This is a genomic window from Falsiruegeria mediterranea M17, from assembly GCF_900302455.1.
Lineage (GTDB): Bacteria > Pseudomonadota > Alphaproteobacteria > Rhodobacterales > Rhodobacteraceae > Falsiruegeria > Falsiruegeria mediterranea.
Window position 1 is genome coordinate 142407 of sequence record NZ_ONZG01000003.1, and the last position, 19894, is coordinate 162300.

At 58.5% G+C, this 19894-nt stretch carries 20 protein-coding genes; 8 read left to right on the plus strand and 12 right to left on the minus strand.

Features of this window, described 5'->3' with window-relative positions:
- Window positions 1-423: 423 nt before the first annotated feature.
- Window positions 424-1272, plus strand: coding sequence for an urea carboxylase-associated family protein (locus TRM7615_RS06785; RefSeq protein WP_108786150.1), 849 nt, complete (start codon window positions 424-426; stop codon window positions 1270-1272).
- Between the two features lie 306 nt (window positions 1273-1578).
- Here TRM7615_RS06785 and deoD read toward each other — a convergent pair whose 3' ends face one another.
- The 3 genes from deoD to TRM7615_RS06800 all read right to left on the minus strand — a co-directional run bounded on the left by deoD (window position 1579) and on the right by TRM7615_RS06800 (window position 4701).
- The gene (gene deoD / locus TRM7615_RS06790) at window positions 1579-2292 is read right to left on the minus strand and encodes a purine-nucleoside phosphorylase (RefSeq protein ID WP_108786151.1); all 714 of its coding nucleotides are present in this window, start codon (window positions 2290-2292) and stop codon (window positions 1579-1581) included.
- 16 nt (window positions 2293-2308) lie between these two features.
- Window positions 2309-2626, minus strand: coding sequence for an H-NS histone family protein (locus TRM7615_RS06795; protein ID WP_108786152.1), 318 nt, complete (start codon window positions 2624-2626; stop codon window positions 2309-2311).
- Between the two features lie 107 nt (window positions 2627-2733).
- Window positions 2734-4701 (minus strand): ethylmalonyl-CoA mutase, encoded by a 1968-nt coding sequence (locus TRM7615_RS06800; RefSeq protein ID WP_235824037.1) that lies wholly within the window; start codon window positions 4699-4701, stop codon window positions 2734-2736.
- Window positions 4702-4849: 148 nt separating this feature from the next.
- Here TRM7615_RS06800 and TRM7615_RS06805 point away from each other — a divergent pair, with 148 nt between their 5' ends.
- The 7 genes from TRM7615_RS06805 (at window position 4850) to TRM7615_RS06835 (ending at window position 11768) form a co-directional block, all read left to right on the plus strand.
- On the plus strand, window positions 4850-6241 hold the full coding sequence (locus TRM7615_RS06805; protein ID WP_108786153.1) for a 1-acyl-sn-glycerol-3-phosphate acyltransferase: 1392 nt from the start codon (window positions 4850-4852) through the stop codon (window positions 6239-6241).
- A 109-nt stretch (window positions 6242-6350) separates the two neighbouring features.
- A complete protein-coding gene (gene ccrA / locus TRM7615_RS06810) occupies window positions 6351-7637 on the plus strand; it encodes a crotonyl-CoA carboxylase/reductase (RefSeq protein WP_108786154.1) in 1287 nt (428 codons plus the stop codon).
- A gap of 213 nt (window positions 7638-7850) precedes the next feature.
- Window positions 7851-8069 carry a hypothetical protein gene (locus TRM7615_RS06815; RefSeq protein WP_108786155.1) on the plus strand — a complete coding sequence of 73 codons (219 nt, stop codon included), beginning with the start codon at window positions 7851-7853 and terminating at the stop codon, window positions 8067-8069.
- The gene (locus TRM7615_RS06820; protein ID WP_108786156.1) at window positions 8008-8727 is read left to right on the plus strand and encodes a helix-turn-helix transcriptional regulator; all 720 of its coding nucleotides are present in this window, start codon (window positions 8008-8010) and stop codon (window positions 8725-8727) included. Before TRM7615_RS06815 ends, TRM7615_RS06820 begins: the two co-directional genes overlap by 62 nt.
- Before the next feature lie 82 nt (window positions 8728-8809).
- Complete coding sequence (locus TRM7615_RS06825) at window positions 8810-9448, plus strand: acyl-homoserine-lactone synthase (RefSeq protein WP_108786157.1); 639 nt, start codon at window positions 8810-8812, stop codon at window positions 9446-9448.
- Window positions 9449-9510: 62 nt separating this feature from the next.
- Window positions 9511-11043 (plus strand): ATP-dependent DNA helicase, encoded by a 1533-nt coding sequence (locus TRM7615_RS06830; protein ID WP_108786158.1) that lies wholly within the window; start codon window positions 9511-9513, stop codon window positions 11041-11043.
- Window positions 11040-11768 carry an SDR family oxidoreductase gene (locus TRM7615_RS06835; RefSeq protein WP_108786159.1) on the plus strand — a complete coding sequence of 243 codons (729 nt, stop codon included), beginning with the start codon at window positions 11040-11042 and terminating at the stop codon, window positions 11766-11768. Before TRM7615_RS06830 ends, TRM7615_RS06835 begins: the two co-directional genes overlap by 4 nt.
- A 21-nt stretch (window positions 11769-11789) precedes the next feature.
- On the opposite strand, the gene TRM7615_RS06840 is transcribed toward TRM7615_RS06835, so the two are convergent.
- The 9 genes from TRM7615_RS06840 to TRM7615_RS06880 all read right to left on the minus strand — a co-directional run bounded on the left by TRM7615_RS06840 (window position 11790) and on the right by TRM7615_RS06880 (window position 19892).
- The gene (locus TRM7615_RS06840) at window positions 11790-12551 is read right to left on the minus strand and encodes a TIGR02186 family protein (protein ID WP_108786160.1); all 762 of its coding nucleotides are present in this window, start codon (window positions 12549-12551) and stop codon (window positions 11790-11792) included.
- 3 nt (window positions 12552-12554) lie between these two features.
- Complete coding sequence (locus TRM7615_RS06845; RefSeq protein ID WP_108786161.1) at window positions 12555-13478, minus strand: sulfite exporter TauE/SafE family protein; 924 nt, start codon at window positions 13476-13478, stop codon at window positions 12555-12557.
- Between the two features lie 91 nt (window positions 13479-13569).
- The gene (locus TRM7615_RS06850; protein WP_108786162.1) at window positions 13570-14535 is read right to left on the minus strand and encodes an ABC transporter permease; all 966 of its coding nucleotides are present in this window, start codon (window positions 14533-14535) and stop codon (window positions 13570-13572) included.
- The gene (locus tag TRM7615_RS06855; protein ID WP_108786163.1) at window positions 14535-15629 is read right to left on the minus strand and encodes an ABC transporter permease; all 1095 of its coding nucleotides are present in this window, start codon (window positions 15627-15629) and stop codon (window positions 14535-14537) included. The genes TRM7615_RS06850 and TRM7615_RS06855 overlap by 1 nt, the downstream gene beginning before the upstream one ends.
- A gap of 1 nt (window position 15630) precedes the next feature.
- Window positions 15631-17160: an ABC transporter ATP-binding protein gene (locus tag TRM7615_RS06860; RefSeq protein WP_108786164.1), complete on the minus strand. Its 1530-nt coding sequence runs from the start codon at window positions 17158-17160 to the stop codon at window positions 15631-15633.
- A gap of 116 nt (window positions 17161-17276) precedes the next feature.
- A complete protein-coding gene (locus TRM7615_RS06865) occupies window positions 17277-18275 on the minus strand; it encodes a BMP family lipoprotein (protein ID WP_108786165.1) in 999 nt (332 codons plus the stop codon).
- Between the two features lie 158 nt (window positions 18276-18433).
- Complete coding sequence (locus TRM7615_RS06870) at window positions 18434-18847, minus strand: GNAT family N-acetyltransferase (protein WP_108786166.1); 414 nt, start codon at window positions 18845-18847, stop codon at window positions 18434-18436.
- A complete protein-coding gene (tsaB, locus tag TRM7615_RS06875) occupies window positions 18844-19428 on the minus strand; it encodes a tRNA (adenosine(37)-N6)-threonylcarbamoyltransferase complex dimerization subunit type 1 TsaB (protein ID WP_108786167.1) in 585 nt (194 codons plus the stop codon). Before tsaB ends, TRM7615_RS06870 begins: the two co-directional genes overlap by 4 nt.
- Window positions 19425-19892: a GFA family protein gene (locus tag TRM7615_RS06880; protein ID WP_108786168.1), complete on the minus strand. Its 468-nt coding sequence runs from the start codon at window positions 19890-19892 to the stop codon at window positions 19425-19427. Before TRM7615_RS06880 ends, tsaB begins: the two co-directional genes overlap by 4 nt.
- Window positions 19893-19894 lie beyond the last annotated feature (2 nt).

The following is a 19894-nucleotide window of genomic DNA, read 5'->3' on the forward strand; positions in this document are numbered from 1 at the left end:
ACTCCCGCCCGTCGTCGATGCCCCTTGCGGGACACCTCCTCCCGTTGGGCCGGGCGCCTCGCCTTCGGCTCGGCGCGGCACTGCAGAACGCCATCAGCGACGACTACGGAAATGTCGTTTAGCAAGCAGTATGGCTGTTCAAGCCCCGTGCGGAATGGGCTAGGCAAGAGCTATGCCCGTGCTCTTGCTCCTGTTTGCCATCTTTGTGCTCGCCTACTTCCTGTGGCGCGCCAAGACCACAAAGCTGACCCGCAATTGCCGTTGGAGGCAGAGCCGGTCCGAGGGCCTCTGGCGCTGTGCGGCCTGCGCTTCAGTGTCAGATGGCAACGATCAACCTCGACATTGCGGTGCAAAACAGCCGCGTTGACATCTTGCATCTGCCTGGCCTCTCGTGCCCATCTGTGCGCAAGAGGAGACGCCATCATGACAAACGCCCCAGCTGACGCCGACGCCCGCCGCGCCATACCCCCTGTCATCTGTTACCCGAACGAGACATTGCCTGAACCACCGCTGGACCTTTACCGCGCGGCGCGGGCCACGGCGGTCAAGACGGATGAGGTCCTGGTGCCTGCTCGCGATGCGCGGTGCTTCACCGTACCGGCCGGACATTTTTTTCGTATCTCCTCGGTCGAGGGGGCGCAGGTAGGGGATCTGAACCTGCACAATCTCAACGATGTGACCGAGCGGTTCTATTCCGGTAAGACCCGCGCCCTGCACGGCACCCACATCACCACTGGGGAGCGGATGTGGAGCAACTTTCCCCACATGCGCCCGATGGCCACGATCATCGCGGATACGCTCGGCTGGTACGGGATTGATGACTTCGGTGGCTCGGTTCACGACGTGATCGGCACCCGCTGCGATCCATACACGGGCAACCTGCTGGCCGACACACAGTATCACCACTGCTGCCACTCGAATCTGACACGCTCGCTTGCGGATCACGTGGGCGTTAACTTGGACGAGGCGGAGCCGTTGGTGCACGATGTGCTCAACGTCTTTATGTGCACGGGCTTCACCCGCGACACTGGGCAATACTTCATGAAGGCCTCGCCCGTGCGGCCCGGCGATTTCCTGGAGTTCTTTGCCGAGATCGATCTGCTGGGCAATCTCAGTGCCTGCCCCGGTGGTGATTGCTCGTCCGAGCATTCTTCGGATGCGGCGTCCTGCCACCCGCTGCTGGTCGAGGTCTTTTCTCCAGCCCAAGGAACGTTGGCGGGATGGAGCAGCCCAAAAATCAACCAATACGATCGTACTCACGGGCGCAGGTGATCGAGTCTCGCGGAGCTGCGGTGTCAAGTTTACCAAATGCCAGCTTTCTGCGGGACCGCTTGTGTCTTGCCGTGGCGCAGTCGGTGTCTTGTCTCGATCTTGGCGCGACAGGTGGTCTAAGCGGACGTAGATGTTTGAGATGCCTTAGTAGGTAGCCTCCAGCTGCCAAGGAAATCAAAAAAAGGGCGAGGGGTTAACCCCTCGCCCGTTTCCTATTGAGTGGCGAATGCATCGGCTTTTGCATGTGGTGCGCACAGTAGTCTTTGCACACATGTCGCACCGTGGGATTTGTCAAATCGCGAACGGTTAACGCACTTCGGCAAAGGCCGCTTCAAGCGCAATTTCGACCATTTCGCCAAAGCTGCGTTCGCGTTGATCACTGGGCAAGGCTTCACCTGTCAGCAGATGATCCGATACAGTCAGAACCGCCAGTGCCCGACAGCCGTGGCGCGCCGCGAGATTGTAAAGTTCCGCCGCTTCCATCTCCACGCCCAAGATGCCGTGACGCACCATCTGTTCATTGAGATCAGGACGTTCGTCATAGAAGACATCCGAGGAATAGATCCCCCCGACATGCGTTGCAGTTCCCTTGGCCTGTGCCGCATCGGCCGCAGCCCGCAGCAGGGACCAATCCGCACAAGGTGCAAAGTTCATCTCTTTGAAGATCCCGCGTGAGGGCGTGCTGAGCGTTGTGGCCGTCATCGCCAGAATGACATCCCTGACCGCAACCTTCTCCTGCATTCCACCGCAGGATCCGATGCGGATCAGGGTCTTGGCGCCATAATCCCTGATCAACTCGTTGACATAGATCGACAGGGACGGCATGCCCATGCCGCTGCCCTGAATAGTGACCCGCTGGCCGTTCCAAGTTCCGGTATACCCCAACATCCCGCGAACTTCGTTGACCAGTTTCACATCCGACAAAAATGTTTCCGCCGCCCATTTCGCCCGATAAGGATCACCCGGCAAAAGGACCGTTTCAGCAATTTCACCGGATTTGGCACCAATATGAATTGTCATTATTGAAAGCCTATTTTCAGATTTCCAAGTCCGAAATATCGGCACCCGAAGTCAATGCCTCGTGGATCCAGTGCGGCTTGCGGCCACGGCCAGACCATGTTTGCTCTGGATTGGCCGGATTGCGGTACTTTGCGGCGGCTTTGCCGGTTTTTCCGCCTTTTTTCGCGTCTGGCGACAATTCAGACAAGGAGAATCCGAATTCGGCAACGGCTTTTTCAGCTGCGGCAAGTGCCTCACGGCGCTCTCTTTCTTCCGCGTCTTTGAGCGCAGTTGCCACATTTGTCTGCAACGCGAGCAGATCTTTTCGCGACATTGAATTTAGGTCGATTCCCATTAATCCTAACTCCTGGTTTCTACGAACGCCAAAAAGGTAGCGCTCAAAGCGCTACCTTAAAGAGTATCGAGACGCATTTCAGCGCCAATATCGTAAAACGCTGCTTTTTATTCCGCAGCAATTTCTGTAGGGTCGGCCAAGGTTACGATATCGGACATGATTGTGTTGAGTTCAAAATCCTTGGGTGTATAGACTTTCGATACCCCCATTGATTTCAATCTTTCCGCATCTTCATCTGGAATAATGCCGCCGACGATCAGCGGGACATTCTGCAAGCCTGCGGCCTTCATCCGAACCAGAACATCCTCGACAAGCGGCAAATGGCTGCCGGACAGGATCGACAAGCCAATCACGTGCGCTTCGTCATCAATTGCGGAGGTGACAATCTCTTCGGGTGTCAGGCGGATGCCTTCGTACGAAATGTCCATGCCACAATCACGCGCGCGGAAGGCGATTTGTTCGGCCCCGTTCGAATGACCGTCGAGGCCCGGCTTGCCGACCAGGAATTTCAGGCGACGCCCCAGTTGATCGCTGACGGCATCCACGCGCGAGCGAATGTCTTCAAGGCCCTCGGTCTTGTTCGACACAGACCCGGACACGCCGGTCGGGCCACGGTAGGTTCCATAGGCCTTGCGCATCTCTTCGGCCCATTCGCCGGTGGTGACACCGGCTTTGGCGGCAGCAATCGATGGCTCCATGACGTTGGCGCCGGATTTCGCGGCCTCGCGCAAGGCGGCCAGAGCACTAGCTACGGCAGCATCATCCCGCCCGCTGCGCCATTCTTCCAGACGCCCGATCTGCTCTTGTTCGACAGCCGGGTCGACAACCATGATGCCGCCGTCTTCGGTCTGCAGGGGCGATGGCTCGCCTTGGGTCCATTTGTTGACGCCCACGACTACTGTCTCGTTGCGCTCGATCCGGTTCAGACGCTCGGCGTTGGAATCCACCAGACGCGATTTCATGTATTCGATCGAGGCCACAGCGCCACCCATCGAATCGAGGTTGGCCAGTTCGGCCCGTGCGCCCTCTTTCAACTCTTCGACCTTGGCGTCGACCGCTGGGTTGCCGTCGAACAGGTCATCAAACTCCAGCAAGTCGGTTTCATAGGCCAGGATCTGCTGCATGCGCATCGACCACTGTTGATCCCATGGACGAGGCAAGCCAAGCGCCTCGTTCCAGGCGGGCAGCTGAACTGCACGGGCCCGCGCCTTTTTCGACAGGGTGACGGCCAGCATCTCGATCAGGATGCGGTAGACGTTGTTTTCCGGCTGCTGCTCGGTCAGGCCAAGCGAGTTTACCTGTACCCCGTAGCGGAAACGACGTGATTTCGGGTCGGTCACGCCATAGCGGTTGACCAGAATCTCATCCCACAGATCCACAAAGGCGCGCATCTTGCACATCTCGGTCACGAACCGGATGCCCGCGTTTACAAAGAACGAGATACGGCCGCAGAGGGCCGGGAAATCTTCGGCCGGAACACGCGGGCGCAGCTCGTCCAGAACTGCAATCGCCGTGGCCAGCGCAAAGGCCAGCTCTTGTTCGGGCGTCGCTCCGGCTTCTTGTAGGTGATAGGAACACACGTTCATCGGGTTCCATTTGGGTACGTTGGTGTAGCAGTACTCTGCCACATCCGCGATCATCTTGAGCGAGGGTTTCGGCGGGCAGACATACGTGCCGCGCGACAGATACTCTTTGATCAGGTCGTTTTGAACGGTGCCCTGGAGCTTGGACACATCCGCGCCCTGTTCCTCGGCCACGGCAATATAGAGAGACAACAACCAAGGCGCGGTCGCGTTGATCGTCATCGAGGTGTTCATCTGTTCCAGCGGGATCTGGTCAAACAGCGTGCGCATGTCGCCCAGGTGCGACACTGGCACACCGACCTTGCCAACCTCGCCACGGGCCAAAACGTGGTCGCTGTCATACCCGGTCTGGGTTGGCAGATCAAAGGCCACGGACAAACCGGTCTGACCTTTGGCCAGATTGCTGCGATACAGCGCATTCGAAGCTTTGGCGGTGGAGTGACCGGCATAGGTGCGGATGAGCCAGGGGCGATCTTTCTGCGTCTGCGTCATGGTGGGCCTCGCGAGTCGGGTGGGCAATAATATTACGTTGATGAGTTCTAAATCGTAATTTTCAGCACATGTCAATTCGCTGCGTTGCGGCGAGGCGTTGCAAAGCGAATGGATTGTGACGTGCCGCAATTAATGGCAGGTTGCCCACATGACGCAGACCGTAGAACTCCCGCTTTGGCTTTTTGTCCTGATCGTGCTGTTCGCTGCGGTTACTTTTGCGTCGCATTTTCTGTTTCCTTCCGTGCGGTGGTTCTTTCGCAGGCGGTTGGAACGCGCAGTGGCGCGTTTGAATAGAAGGTTGGAGCGCCCGATTCAGCCGTTCAAGCTTGCCCGGCGTCACGATATGATCCAGAGCTTGATCTATGACCCGCAAGTTGGGCGCGCGGTGCGCGACCATGCGGAAGCCGAGGGGATCCCCGAGGCGGTGGCTTTCGAAAAGGCACGTGGCTACGCACGCGAGATCGTCCCCTCGTTTTCGGCTTTTACCTATTTCAGCTTTGCAATTCGCCTGGCGCGGTTCCTTAGCAATGCGTTCTATAATGTAAGACTGGACTATCAGAACGAAGCAGCCGTGAAGGCGATCGACCCGAATGCGACGGTGGTCTTTGTGATGAACCATCGCAGCAACATGGACTATGTGCTGATCACCTATCTGGCGGCGCAGCGGTCTGCATTGTCCTATGCGGTTGGAGAATGGGCACGGGTCTGGCCGCTTAGTCGGCTGATCAGGGCCATGGGAGCTTATTTCATTCGTCGCAAATCGGGCAGCGATCTATATCGTCAGGTCTTGGCTTGCTATGTGCGTCACTCGACCGAGGCTGGCGTGACCCAGGCCATGTTCCCCGAAGGCGGGCTCAGCCTGAACGGCACGCTTGGGCGCCCGAAACTGGGATTGTTGAAATACATCATAGATGGCAGCGACCCCGAGAAACGGGATGTTGTTTTTGTCCCGGTGGCGCTGAACTATGACCGCGTGCTCGAAGATACGATCCTGACAGCCGCGGCAAACCGGGCCGAGCGGCGATTTCGCGCCCGGATTGGTGTCATCATGGGCTGGGTGTTGAAACAGATCTGGCGTCGGATCACCGGACGATACAAGCGATTTGGCTATGCAGCTGTGCGTTATGGCGAGCCTCTGTCGCTGCGTGGCTTTCAACGCAGCACCGACGAAGAGCTGACAATCCCGCTTGCGCGTGAACTGATGTCCCGCATCGGACGGGCTGTGCCGGTTCTGCCCATTCCCTTTGTGTCTTGGCAGATCAACAGAAATGGCCCGATGTCACGTGCCAACCTTGAGCAGGCTTTGGTCGAGCGAAACCCGAAGTGGGATCCGTCCGACGTCGTGGCGTTGATTGACGAGGGGCTGACACAGCTTACGGATCGCCGGATATTGGTCGAGCAGGGGGATGCCTTTGCGGTTGGTCCAGAGAGGCCAGATCTGCTGCGCTATTATGCGGCCTCTGTTGATCACTTGTTGCAGCCTGATGGTGCAGGAGATGCTGCAACCGCAGAAACTGATGCTGCGTCTGCAGGGTCATAAAATTACAAAAAACTCCTAAATGGTGTTGCAATGTTGCGTAGCCGTTTGTATTCCATCTTCAAGCCCGCGATTCTGCGTTGCGGCGAGATTTAGGAAAAAGGAGGCCGATATGGCTTTGGACACTAACGGCGGTATCGCGTCGTACGAGGCGCCTGAAAAAGACCTCTACGAAGTGGGTGAAATTCCCCCCATGGGCTATGTGCCCAAGAAAATGTACGCGTGGGCGATCCGTCAGGAACGTGAAGGCGAGCCGAACAAGGCGATGCAGGTTGAAGTCGTCGATGTGCCTGTGCTCGACAGCCACGAAGTGTTGGTCCTGGTGATGGCAGCTGGCGTGAACTACAACGGTGTCTGGGCGTCGCTTGGTATTCCGATCAGCATGTTCAACGTCCACAAGCAGCCCTACCACATTGCTGGTTCCGACGCTGCAGGCATCGTCTGGGCCGTTGGTTCGAAGGTGACCCGCTGGAAAGTTGGCGACGAAGTTGTAATCCACTGCAATCAGGATGACGGCGACGACGAGCATTGTAACGGTGGCGACCCGATGTTCTCGGACAGCCAGCGGATCTGGGGCTATGAGACCCCCGATGGGTCATTTGCGCAGTTCACCAACGTTCAGGCTCAGCAGCTGATGCCGCGTCCCAAGCACCTGACCTGGGAAGAGGCCGCTTGCTACACCCTGACCCTGGCCACTGCATACCGTATGCTGTTCGGCCACGAGCCGCACGATCTGAAGCCAGGCCAGAACGTTCTGGTTTGGGGCGCGTCGGGCGGTCTGGGCTCCTATGCGATCCAGCTGATCAACACCGCAGGTGCCAACGCGATCGGCGTGATCTCGGACGAAAGCAAGCGTGACTTTGTCATGGGCTTGGGTGCCAAGGGCGTTCTGAACCGCAAGGACTTCAACTGCTGGGGGCAGTTGCCCACAGTGAACACCCCGGAATATGCCGAGTGGTTCAAAGAGGCCCGCAAGTTCGGCAAAGCCATCTGGGACATCACCGGCAAGGGCGTGAACGTTGACATGGTCTTCGAACACCCCGGCGAAAGCACCTTCCCGGTTTCGACCTTTGTCGTGAAAAAGGGCGGTATGGTTGTGATCTGCGCCGGCACCACCGGCTACAACCTGACCTTGGACGTGCGTTACATGTGGATGCACCAGAAGCGTCTTCAGGGCTCGCACTTTGCGCACCTCAAGCAGGCCTCTGCCGCGAACCAGCTGATGGTCGAGCGTCGTCTGGACCCGTGCATGTCCGAAGTCTTTACCTGGGACCAACTGCCCGAAGCACACATGAAGATGCGTCGCAACGAACACCTGCCAGGCAACATGTCCGTCTTGGTTCAGTCGCCCAAGACTGGTCTGCGCACTCTGGAAGAGGTTCTGGAAGCGGGAAGTTAACCCTACCTGCAGATTCTAGCTGACAAACTGACCCGCGAATCACCACTGTGGTTCGCGGGTTTCGTTGTGTTGGCAGGTGCTTTTCGTGGTTTCAGTAGGTTAAGAATTCTGACCTCGCTGTTTATGGGGAGTAGAAAGCAGTGAATTTCCTAACACAAACCGCACATGCTATAGTTGTGTTAACCTTTCGTTAACTGTTTCGGAGAGACTCTGATGGCGCACAATGACTGGATTTTGGACGTTCTGGCGGATCTCAAGACTTTCGCTTCCGCGAACGGGTTGGGGAAACTGGCTGAGCAGCTGGATGATACCACGCTGGTTGCCGCCGCTGAGATTGCGTCCCAGAAGGAAGAGGCACGCACGCGCTCGAATGGGGAACACAGCCAATTTGGATCAAGTGCTGGAGGCGTTGGACGCTACCAGCGGGCTTGAAGAATTACAGGCGATATCTGAAGCGTTGAGAGATGCCTTGGGTGTTCGGCACATTGTCTATCACTGGGTGGACAGCGCCGGAGATCAATATGGCTGTGGCACATATTCCGACGCTTGGGTTCAACGGTACTTAGAGCAGAACTATCACCGAATTGACCCCGTTATTTTAGGATGTTTCCAGCGCTTCCACCCCGTGGACTGGAAGCGCGCAGATTGGTCTGGAAAGGCAGCCAAAGCCTTGTTGACCGACGCTCTGGAACATGGCGTGGGAAACCAGGGGTATTCCATTCCCATCCGTGGGCCCAAAGGTCAGTTTGCGCTGTTTACGGCAAACCACAGTTGCGGAGACGAGGAATGGGCGGAGTTCACCGAAACCTATGGGCGGGACCTGCTGCTGATTGCCCACTACTTCAATCGCAAGGCATTGGATTTTGAATCCGACCGGCAACCCGAACAAGCCCGTGCCCTGTCGCCGCGTGAAGTGGACGCCATGACGCTGCTTGCGATGGGATACAACCGGGCCCAGGTGGCGCATAGCCTGTCGATTTCCGAGCATACTTTACGCGTCTACATTGAAAGTGCGCGCTTCAAGTTGGGCGCGCTCAATACAACTCATGCGATAGCGACGGCGATGAGCAGGGGGTTAATCGTGGTTTAAGCCCTCGTTCGGCTTCCTGACCAGATATTAACCCTTTCTCTGTACTCCCTTTGTTCCAGCGAAGGACAAAAGGGGACCACAGATGTTGCGTTACATTTATGCAGACGAATTGAATCGTTTTCCCGAACTTGCCAAATCCATGTTCCGGGATCGGGCGGACCAATTTAAAACCCGTCTTGGTTGGGATGTATCAGTCGACGAAAACGGCGAAGAGCGTGATCAATACGATGATCTCAACCCTCTCTATGTCATTTGGGAAGAAGCCGACGGCCGCCATGGCGGATCCATGCGCTTCCTACCCACTACAGGGCCTGTGATGGTGAATGAGGTGTTTGGCCACCTGACCGGCGGAGCTCCAATTTGCAGCCCGCTGATCTGGGAGTGTACCCGGTTCTGTCTGGCGCGTTACGCCAGCCCGAATGTGGCCGCGGCCTTGATGCTGGGTGGTGGTGAAATCATGACGGGATTCGGTGTGCGCCACTTTGCCGGTGTTTTTGACGCCCGTATGGTGCGGATCTACAAGGCCATCGGGTCGTCGCCTGAGGTCCTGGGCTCAGAGGGGCAGGGCCGAGACAAGATTTCGGTTGGCTTGTGGGAGTTCACGCCGGAAGCGCGCGAACGTGTTGCCAAACGGGCCGGTATCTCGCCTGAACTGTCGCGGCTGTGGTTCACAACTGCATTTGGCGGTGCCAAGACCTCTCGCTTTGCGATGGTCGGATAAATTTCGACAAACTGCACCTCGGGCATCTGGTGGTGTCCGAGGCGTCCCTATAGGGTCGCGATATGACCCAAGCCCCCGTTGTATTTTCCGAAGATCAGGCTGCCGCCTTTGATACTGTGACCGAGCTGCTGCGTAGTTCGGGCGTTGATTTGGAAGACGAGGCGCTTTTGAAGCCGCCGGCCGGGGGCGAGGCAGGCGTCATGGCCGTCATTGGCAAGGCGGGATCAGGCAAGACGCTGCTTTTGTCCGAGCTGTATAAGGCACTTGAGGGCGCCGGTGTTCAGGTGGTGTCGGGTGACTACGAAGGGCGTAAGAACCGCGACAAGCGCACGCTGGCGATCCTGGCCCCCACGAACAAGGCGGCCAGTGTTCTGCGCCTGCGGGGAGTCCCTGCGACAACCATCCACCGCATTCTTTACACGCCGGTCTACGACCCCGAGTACGAGCGCATCGCGGAATGGTTGGCCGGAAACGGTGAAAAGCCTGAGGTCGAGGGGCTGACAGAAGAGGCGCTGGCCCGCGCCGCTGCCTTTTACGAAAGGAACAAATCGATCCCCGGTGCGCTGGCCGCCGCTGGCCTGCGCGGGTCGGATTTCATTACCGGTTGGAAACGGCGGGACGAACCGCTCGACATCGGCTTTGTGGATGAGGCCTCGATGCTGGACGACCGGCAGTTCGAGGATCTGAAAGAGATCTTTCCGACCTTGTTGCTGTTCGGCGATCCGGCGCAATTGGCGCCGGTCAATCAATCGGGGGCCATGGTCTTTGATGGTCTGCCCCAGCCACGCAAGCTCGAACTGCAGCGCATTCACCGGCAAGAGGCAGACAATCCGATCCTTGATCTGGCCCATGCACTGGCCGATCCGCAGTTGGAATTCCACGACTTCGAACGGATGATCGAAGACACCGCCAAGCGCGATGAACGGGTGGTTTGGGGTCAGCGGGTCGAGGTTGACCTGATGGCGCGCAGCCCCGTCCTGGTCTGGCGCAACGCCACCCGCATTCGGCTGATCAACGCGTTCCGCGCGGTGCATGGCGCACCGGAAGAGGAGCTGATCGAGGGGGAGCCGCTTATCTGTGACGGGCTGGAGTTGCCACTGAAGCACCGCAAGAAACGTCTGGACCTTGAGGCGCGCGGCCTGATCAAGGGCGCGCAGGTGATCTATCTGGGGCCGGGCCGTAAGGCGGGGTTCTCGCGTCTGCACGTGATGGGCGCCGAAGACCCGCAGGTCAGCGCGGCCTCGATCGTGAAGATCGAAAAACCAGATGAAGAGGAGCCCTGCATCCCCTTTGCCGCGCGGATGGGCGCCACATTTCTGCACGGGGCTGCGGTAACCATTCACAAGGCGCAGGGTTCGCAATGGGATACGGTTCAGGTCTTTGCCCCTGACATCTACGTTGCGGCCCGTATGGGACGTGTGGAGGCCGGGCAGCCCCTGTGGAAGCGGTTGGCCTATGTGGCGATCACACGGGCGCAAGAGCGGCTAATATGGGTGGTGCGCAATCGCCTATCCAAACCCACCTATCCGCTGCGGGTCGATGATTTGCGTGCAAAACCGGCCGCGGCGCTGACATTGGAGGCTGAGACCACATGAGTTCGATCATCATCACAGGAGCAAGCTCGGGCATTGGCCGGGCGACGGCCGAGTTATTCCTGGCCAAGGGGTGGACCGTAGGATTATTGGCCCGTCGGGGCGACGCGCTGGCCGAAGTTGCCGGACGCAATCCGCAGGCGATCACATTGATCGCCGACGTCACCGACCCAAAGGCCGTGCAACAGGCGTTTGACCGTTTTGTGCAGCAGGCGGGGCGGTTGGATGTGCTGTTCAACAACGCAGGTATCTTTGCGCCCGGCGGAACGATTGACGAGATTGCTTTGGATGATTGGTACCAGACCGTCAACGTGAATCTGAACGGGATGTTCTTGGCTGCGCGAGCGGCATTTGCGGCGATGCGAAACCAGACCCTGCAGGGTGGCCGGATCATCAACAACGGCTCGATTGCGGCACATGTGCCGCGACCAAACTCGGTGCATTACACTGCAACGAAACACGCGATCACCGGCTTAACCCGCAGCCTGTCGCTGGATGGGCGTGATCTGGGCATTGCTTGCGGTCAAATCGACATCGGCAATGCGCGGACACCGATGGTGCAGGGCTTGAACGACGCGGCCGTTGCGGCTGGTCATGAGCCGGACCCATCAATGGCGGTCGAGGATGCTGCAAAATCGGTCCTGCACATGGCCGAATTGCCGCTCGAAGCGAATGTGCAGTTCATGACGGTGATGGCGACCACCATGCCATACATCGGACGCGGCTGAGAGCATCAGCCGCGTGATGATTTACCCGGCGCGGAAGATGCGGAACACAGCCGATGCGCCCCAACCCGCGGCGATGGCAATGGCCAGCGACATCAGGCCATACCAGACGGGTTGTTCACGTGACATGTTGAACAGGAAACGTTCCAGACCAACTTTCTGAACCGCTATCGAGGTCTCATAGTCGCCAACAATCTGGCCGTCGCGGGTCAGGAAGATGCGCGTGGAATAGTCGCCTTCGGTGAGGTCCGCAGGCATGTCGATCGATGTGCGGAACAACGTCTGCTGATCCAGAGCGACCTGACCTTCGAGTGTCTGATACAGACCTTGGCTCTGCTTGATGCGAATGACCGCGTCAGTGAAGCTTTCGGCGTCGGTAATGTTCGCAGGCGCTCCGACCGAGCGAATGGCGTTGTCGATCGTGATCTTCTGGCGCAGGTCTTCTGTATTGGACAGCACCTGATCAATCGGTCCGGTCGTTGCCACGGCATAGAAACTGGGGGCGGCGTCAACCTCGACCGCATCGGTGTTTACCCAGATCCCGAATACGTTTTCCTTGCGGCGGACAACAACGGGTTCAGACGGGCCAGCAACAGTAATGACCACCTCAAGCGGCGAAGATTGATCGATGGGCGCTTCGCGTTTGACAGCGCCAAAGATCAGGATTTCCGAGCCGTCAAAGCTGGTGGTGATGGCGACGTTGTCCTTGCTCAGACCCAGCACGACCTCTTCGGCGGTTGCAAAGGTGGGCAGCAGGAACAGCAGAGTCAGAAAGATGCGGAACATGGCTTAGTGACCTCCGGCTGCGCCGAGCGAGTAAAGCTCGGACGGTTGCAGGAGCAGATCCAGAGCCAGCTTGCCGCAAACCACAAGAACCATCATGGCCAGCAGTACGCGCAGCTGTTCGGCCTTCATCTTGACCCCAATCCGTGTGCCGATCTGTGCGCCGATCACACCGCCAACCAGCAGCAGAACCGCCAGCACCACGTCCACGGTATAGTTCGTGGTGGCGTGCAGCATGGTGGTAAACCCGGTCACAAAGATGATCTGAAACAGCGAAGTTCCAACAACCACCTTGGTCGGCATCCCCAGCAGATAGATCATCGCTGGCACCATGATAAAACCACCGCCAACACCCATGATGGCTGACAGGATACCTACCAAGACACCGACGATCAGCGGTGGTATCACCGAGATATAGAGGCCCGAAGTGCGGAAGCGCATTTTCATTGGAAGCGCGTGAACCCATGTGCGCTGACGGCGTTTTGCAGGAGCACCTCCAGCAGCACCGCGCGCCTTGCGGATTGCGTTGACGCTCTCGACAAACATCAGGCTGCCGATGATGCCAAGGAAGACGACGTAGCAAAGTTTGACCAGCAGATCGACCTGGCCGAGGCTCTTGAGGTAGTTGAAGACCACCACACCAAGCGCGGCCCCGGTAAGGCCCCCGACCAAAAGCACCGTTCCCATTTTCAAGTCCACGGTCTTTCGTCGGAAATGCGCAAGTACGCCCGAGAAAGACGAGGCAACGATTTGGTTGGCTTCGGTGGCAACCGCAACAGCGGGCGGAATACCGATAAAGAACAACAGTGGCGTCATCAGGAACCCGCCGCCGACACCAAACATGCCCGACAGGATTCCGACCATGCCGCCAAGTCCCAACAAGAGGAACGCGTTGACGGACACTTCGGCTATGGGAAGGTATATCTGCATGCGTACTGTTAGACTGCGACATAGGGCGAAATCAACCACCCATGCTGCTTTGCAGAAATCAGGACTGATTTGCCGCAGCCAACTGGACCTATCAGCGTTCCTTTACATAGGGTTCCCCGCCCGCGCGCGGTGGAATGGCCTTGCCGACAAAGCCGGCCAGGATCACCACGGTCAGGATATAGGGCAGGGCGTCCATCACCTGCACGGGAATCACCACGCCGCCCAGGTCGATATTCTGGAACCTCAGAGCGATGGCTTGGAGCAGACCAAATAGCAGACATGCCCACATCGCCTGCCATGGGCGCCACTTGGCAAAAATCAGCGCCGCCAATGCGATAAAGCCACGACCTGCGGTCATGTCCTTGACGAAGCCAGCCTGTAGCGCGGTCGCCAGATAGGCCCCGGCAATGCCACAGAGCACGCCGCAAATCGCCACCGCTGCATAGCGCAAGCCAACAACGGAAACACCTGCTGTGTCTACGGCCGCCGGGTTTTCACCCACAGCGCGCAGGCGCAGACCAAAGCGGGTGCGATACAGAACCCACCACGTGCCAGGCACAGCCAGGAACGCCAGATAGACCAGGATCGAATGCCCCGACAGCAATTCGGAGTAGATGGGACCGAGAATCGGCACACCGCTGAGCGCTTCGGCAAAGGGAAAGTTGATAGGTTCGAACCGGCCACCGGCAAAAAGCGACGGCGTGCGCCCGCCCTGTTTGAACCAATCCTGTGCGATCAGCACGGTCATGCCTGCCGCAAGGAAGTTGATCGCCACACCGGAAATCAGCTGATTGCCGCGGAATGTGATCGAGGCCAGACCATGCAGCCCGCTGAGCACCAGCGACGAGGCGATCCCCGCCAGCAGACCCAGCCAGACAGAGCCGCTGACAGCGGCGACCGCGGCCGAGAAAAACGCGGCCATCAGCATCTTTCCTTCTAGTCCGATGTCAAAAATTCCGGCGCGTTCGGAGTAAAGTCCTGCCAGACAGGCCAGCAACAGGGGCGTGGCCAGGCGAACCGTCGAATCGAGGACTTGGATGATCGTCAGGAAATCCATCACGCTTTGCCTTTCCGCATGGCCAGGAACATCTTCTCAAGCGGCATGCGCACCATATTGTCGAGCGCACCGGTAAACAGGATCACAAGAGCTTGAATCACCACGATCAGCTCGCGCGGGATCGAGGTCCACAAGGCCAACTCTGCACCCCCTTGATAGAGGAAGCCAAACAGGATCGCGGCAAGGAACACGCCAAATGGATGGCTGCGCCCCATCAGGGCTACGGCGATGCCGATAAACCCGGCGCCCTCAGTCGAGTTCAGAACCAGCCGTTCCGCTTCGCCCATGACGTTGTTGGTGGCCATCAAACCCGCCAACGCACCCGAAATCAGCATGGCGATCATGGTGATTTTGACCGGCGAGATGCCTGCGTAAAGCGCGCCGGTTTCCGAATGACCATAAGCGCGGATTTCATAGCCCAGCCTAGTGCGCCAAATCAGTGCCCACACCACGAAGCAGGCCAGGATCGCCACCAAAAGCGTTACGTTCGCAGGGGCAGCTTTGGAAAAGCTGATCCCAATCGGGGCGAGCAATTCGTGCAGCGTCGGCAGGTGAACCGCTTCGGGGAATCGCGCTGACGCCGGGTCCATCGACCCCTGTGGGCGCATCACATTGACCAGCATATAGTTCAGCACCGCAGCCGCGATGAAGTTGAACATGATGGTGGTGATTACGATGTGACTGCCGCGTTTGGCTTGCAGATAAGCCGGGACCGCGGCCCAGGCAGCGCCAAAGATCATCGCGCCCGCACAAGCGGCAAGCAACGCCAGCGACCAATGTGGCCACGGCACGTAAAGACAGACCATGGCCACGCCAAGACCGCCCAGCATTGCCTGACCCTCGCCCCCGATGTTGAACATACGGGCATGAAATGCCACGGCCACGGCCAAGCCTGTGAACATGAAGTTGGTGGCATAATAGAGCGTATAGCCCCAGCCATAGGTCGACCCGAGTGCGCCGGTGACCATCAGGTTTACCGCCTCAACAGGGTCTTCGCCGATCGCAACGATGACGAGGGCCGACAGGATTGCGGCCAGGATCAGGCTGATGACGGGGATAAGGACCACGTCGGCCCATTTGGGCATCTTGTCCATCTTAAGCGGCCTTTCCATCGACGCCTGCCATCAGCAGGCCCAATTCTTTTTCGTCCGTTTCATGGGGCAGGCGCTCGCCCATGATGTGGCCATCAAACATGACGGCGATCCGGTCGGAGAGAGAGAAGATCTCTTCCAGCTCCACCGACACCAGCAGCACCGCCTTGCCTTGATCGCGCAGGGCGACGATCTGTTGGTGAATGAATTCGATGGCGCCGATATCGACGCCCCGGGTTGGTTGCCCAACCAGCAGCAGGTCAGGGTTACGTTCGATTTCGCGCGCGACGACAATCTTTTGCTGGTTGCCACCCGAGAAGTTCTTGGCCGCCAACCAGCCGTCGGCTGGGCGCACGTCGAACTTTTCGATCTTGCGCTCGGTATCCGCGCGCAAGGCGGCGTTGTTCATGAAGATGCCGCTTTGGTAGGCGGGATCGTGGTGATAGCCAAAGGCCACATTTTCCCAAGCGTGGAAATCCATGATCAGGCCTTCGCGCTGACGGTCCTCGGGCACGTGTGCGATGTGCTGATCCCGACGCGCACGCGCGTCCGATCCAGCACCGCTCAACGCCAGCGGCGATCCGTTCAGACGAATGCTGCCGGTGCCGGGGCGCATGCCGCCCAGAACTTCGAGCAGTTCCGACTGTCCGTTCCCGGCCACACCGGCGATGCCCAGAATCTCACCTGCGCGGACCTCAAGGTTGATGCCCTTGACGCGTTCGACACCTTTTTCATCGGTGACATGCAGGTTCTCGATTTCAAGAACCGGAGCGCCAACCTTCGCAGGCACCTTGTCCACCTGCAGCAGAACCTTTCGGCCTACCATCAGCTCGGCCAGATGCTGCGGGTTGGTTTCACTTGTCTTGACTGTTGCCGTCATTTGCCCACGCCGCATGACGCTGACGGTATCGGTTGCTTCCATGATCTCGCGCAGTTTGTGCGTGATCAGGATGATGGTTTTGCCCTCATCCTTAAGGCGATGCAGAATGCGGAACAGCTGATCGGCCTCGGCCGGGGTCAGCACGCCCGTGGGTTCATCCAAGATCAGGATATCCGCTTGGCGGTAGAGCGCTTTCAGGATCTCGACCCGCTGCTGCATGCCCACGCCGATTTCTTCGATGACGGCGTCGGGGTCAACGTTCAGCTCATATTCGGTCGCCAGTTCCTTGAGCGTTTTCCGTGCCTTGGCCAGCGACGGCTTGAGCAGTCCGCCGTCTTCGGCGCCCAGGATGATGTTTTCCAGAACGGTAAAGTTCTCGACCAGTTTAAAGTGCTGGAACACCATGCCGATGCCTGCTGCGATGGCGGCTTGGCTGTCCGGGATCTCGGTCTTTGCACCGTTGATCCAGATCTCGCCTTTGTCGGCTTTGTAGAATCCGTAGAGGATGCTCATCAACGTGGATTTGCCCGCACCGTTTTCACCGATGATCCCATGGATCGTACCGGGGGCGACGCTGATAGAGATGTCCTTGTTTGCCTGGACGGGGCCAAAGGATTTGGAAATCCCTTTAAGCTCGATGGCTGGGACGGTCATGATTTAACCTCGATGGCCGAAGAGGGGCGCATGGTTTGGCGATGTGCCGCCAAAGTTGCGCGGGGGGAGGTGAAAGGTGGGCCGGTGCGGTCACACCGGCCCACGCGGATAAGCGATTAGAAGCTTACAGCAGGGCAGCTGTCGTTTTCGTAATAGCTGACAACGGTGGTCTTGCCGTCGATGATGTCCTGACGCGCTGTTTCAACCGCGCCTTTCATGTCATCGCTGACCAGCGACGCGTTGTTGTCGTCCATGGCAACGCCTACGCCTTCTTCGGCCAGGCCCATGGTGAAGACACCGGTTTCAACGTCCGCGCCTGCCTTCATCGCGTCATAAACGGCCACGTCCACGCGCTTGAGCATCGAGGTCAGGACCTTGCCCGGGTGCAGGTGGTTCTGGTTGCTGTCCACGCCGATCGACAGGATGCCTTCGTCCGCTGCAGTCTGCAGAACACCAACGCCGGTGCCGCCAGCAGCAGCATAGATCACGTCAGCACCTTGTGCGATTTGTGCTTTTGTCAGCTCCGAGCCCTTAACCGGGTCGTTCCACGCCGACGGGGTGGTGCCGGTCATGTTGGCAACGATGTTGACGTCTGGGTTCACCGCCTTGGCGCCTTGGGCATAGCCGCAGCCGAAGTGACGGATCAGCGGGATGTCCATGCCACCGATAAAGCCGACCGTGCCGGATTTAGACGCCATCGCGGCCATCATACCAACCAGGTACGAACCCTCGTGCTCGGCAAAACCGATCTGACGCACGTTCGGAGCATCCAGCCAAGTGACGTCTACCGCAACGAATTTGGTGTCGGGGTAATCAGCCGCAACTGCGCTGAGCGGGTCGGCCATGGCAAAGCCCATGGTGATCACCGGGTTGGAGCCGGCTTCGGCAAAACGGCGCAGGGCCTGCTCGCGCTGGGCTTCGGACTGCAACTCGATCTCGCGGTACTTGCCGCCGGTTTCTTCGGCCCAACGAGACGCACCATTGTGGGCTGCTTCGTTAAAGGATTTGTCAAACTTGCCGCCCAGATCAAAGATCAGCGCGGGCTCGGCCAATGCGGCCCCTGCGGTCAGCGCCAGCGAGGCTGCGGCGCCCATCAGCGATTTCATGAGGGTCATTTGTGTACTCCCGTTGGTTTTTTGTTTCGAGCATCCGGCTTATGCCGACACCCGTGCATGCGAGCAGAACTGCAATAATAACGGCAATTAAGGACGGAGCCAGCCCAAAGAATCAACCGCTTTTTGACCGAATGGTCCAAGAATCGCGGGGATTGCCGTCAGGGCAAGGGCCGTTGCATCACGATGGCGTCGATACTCTCCTGGCCGGAACGCTTGTAATAGCCGGGTCTGCGGCCGTGGGGCGCATATCCGCGCTTCTGGTAAAGCGCAATAGCTGGGCCATTATCGGCCGCGACGTCAAGAAAGGCCCGCTCGGCGCCTTTGGTGACAGCCATATCGTGCCAGGTGGTCATGACCTGTGTGGCCAACCCCCGCCGTTGGTGATCGGGATGGGTTGCGATGGTCAGCAACTCGGCCTCTCCCGCGATCACTTGGATCAGGGCAAAACAGCGTGTGTTCCCGACGGCAAAGGTGAAGCGGTTGGACAGAAGATCGGAAAATTCCGTTTGACTCCAGGGGCGTGACTGGGTGAACGCCGCCTTGTGGGTGGCCGCCATATCCGCCGGAGTCATTCGTCCAACAGAACCGGCGGCACATCCCGCGACGGGGCGGCGTCGGCCGGTCGAATATAGAATGGGGCCGGTGGGGTCACCGTGTTCAAATAGCGTTCAGCCGCAATTCTAGCGATGGCGATGACTGTTTCTGTCCCATCTTCGGCCAGATAGAGCGGAGCAATTTCTGTTGCGTCACTCACCGGAAGAAGCTCGGGAGGCTTCGCAGACCGGCGGATGTAGACATGATCGCGGGGCGCAGGGATGGCGGGCAGGGTGCCGTCAGGTGCGCTCAGCTCAAGCGATTCGAAGCCGGTGACACCCACGGCGGGAATTCCCAGACCCAAAGCCAGCCCGCGCGCGGCGGAAACCGAGATGCGGATACCGGTGAAGTTCCCCGGCCCAATGCCAACGCCAACGGCATCCAGATCGCGCCAGGTTACACCGCATTTTGCCAGAACCTCTTCCAGCAGGGGCATCAGGCGTTCCGCTTGGCCGCGCTTCATTTCTTCGCTTCGAGCCACAAGCACATCGCCATCTCGCAGCAAGGCTGCAGCGCAAAATGGCCCTGATGTATCAAATGCAAGAATGAGAGTGCTCATTGTTCTGTCGGTCCAGTATCCGGTGCGGATTGCGCGTGCAGATAATCCCGACCCGAGCCATTGTCACGCGGCAAACCATCGTCCAGATGCAACCAATCTGGCGCATTGTTCGCATGGCAGTGCAAGTCCGGCGCCAGATCGTCGATCTGATCAATTACGCCTAGGGGCACGTACATCTGGTCTGGCAGGTAGTCGAACCACGCCGCCATGGCCGAGCCACAGGTCTGACAAAACCAGCGTTTAACCCCCGGAGTGAATTCGACCGGATCTGGCCAGGTCGGCAGGATATTGATGACTTCTGGGGCAAAAGCAGCAAAAGCTGCAACTGGCCCGCCGGTTACACGGCGGCAATCGCTGCAATGGCAATACGCGACGACTTGTGCGGGGGCGGAGGTCTGAATGCGAAGGGCGCCGCAATAGCAACGCCCTGACAGTTTTGTTGTTGTTTGCGCCGGGTCAGACATGG

Coding starts and splice junctions, on each gene's coding strand:
- TRM7615_RS06785 (WP_108786150.1), top strand. CDS start 424: ATGACAAACGCCCCAGCTGACGCCGACGCCCGCCGCGCCATACCCCCT.
- deoD (WP_108786151.1), bottom strand. CDS start 2,292: ATGACAATTCATATTGGTGCCAAATCCGGTGAAATTGCTGAAACGGTC.
- TRM7615_RS06795 (WP_108786152.1), bottom strand. CDS start 2,626: ATGGGAATCGACCTAAATTCAATGTCGCGAAAAGATCTGCTCGCGTTG.
- TRM7615_RS06800 (WP_235824037.1), bottom strand. CDS start 4,701: ATGACGCAGACGCAGAAAGATCGCCCCTGGCTCATCCGCACCTATGCC.
- TRM7615_RS06805 (WP_108786153.1), top strand. CDS start 4,850: ATGACGCAGACCGTAGAACTCCCGCTTTGGCTTTTTGTCCTGATCGTG.
- ccrA (WP_108786154.1), top strand. CDS start 6,351: ATGGCTTTGGACACTAACGGCGGTATCGCGTCGTACGAGGCGCCTGAA.
- TRM7615_RS06815 (WP_108786155.1), top strand. CDS start 7,851: ATGGCGCACAATGACTGGATTTTGGACGTTCTGGCGGATCTCAAGACT.
- TRM7615_RS06820 (WP_108786156.1), top strand. CDS start 8,008: ATGGGGAACACAGCCAATTTGGATCAAGTGCTGGAGGCGTTGGACGCT.
- TRM7615_RS06825 (WP_108786157.1), top strand. CDS start 8,810: ATGTTGCGTTACATTTATGCAGACGAATTGAATCGTTTTCCCGAACTT.
- TRM7615_RS06830 (WP_108786158.1), top strand. CDS start 9,511: ATGACCCAAGCCCCCGTTGTATTTTCCGAAGATCAGGCTGCCGCCTTT.
- TRM7615_RS06835 (WP_108786159.1), top strand. CDS start 11,040: ATGAGTTCGATCATCATCACAGGAGCAAGCTCGGGCATTGGCCGGGCG.
- TRM7615_RS06840 (WP_108786160.1), bottom strand. CDS start 12,551: ATGTTCCGCATCTTTCTGACTCTGCTGTTCCTGCTGCCCACCTTTGCA.
- TRM7615_RS06845 (WP_108786161.1), bottom strand. CDS start 13,478: ATGCAGATATACCTTCCCATAGCCGAAGTGTCCGTCAACGCGTTCCTC.
- TRM7615_RS06850 (WP_108786162.1), bottom strand. CDS start 14,535: ATGGATTTCCTGACGATCATCCAAGTCCTCGATTCGACGGTTCGCCTG.
- TRM7615_RS06855 (WP_108786163.1), bottom strand. CDS start 15,629: ATGGACAAGATGCCCAAATGGGCCGACGTGGTCCTTATCCCCGTCATC.
- TRM7615_RS06860 (WP_108786164.1), bottom strand. CDS start 17,160: ATGACCGTCCCAGCCATCGAGCTTAAAGGGATTTCCAAATCCTTTGGC.
- TRM7615_RS06865 (WP_108786165.1), bottom strand. CDS start 18,275: ATGACCCTCATGAAATCGCTGATGGGCGCCGCAGCCTCGCTGGCGCTG.
- TRM7615_RS06870 (WP_108786166.1), bottom strand. CDS start 18,847: ATGACTCCGGCGGATATGGCGGCCACCCACAAGGCGGCGTTCACCCAG.
- tsaB (WP_108786167.1), bottom strand. CDS start 19,428: ATGAGCACTCTCATTCTTGCATTTGATACATCAGGGCCATTTTGCGCT.
- TRM7615_RS06880 (WP_108786168.1), bottom strand. CDS start 19,892: ATGTCTGACCCGGCGCAAACAACAACAAAACTGTCAGGGCGTTGCTAT.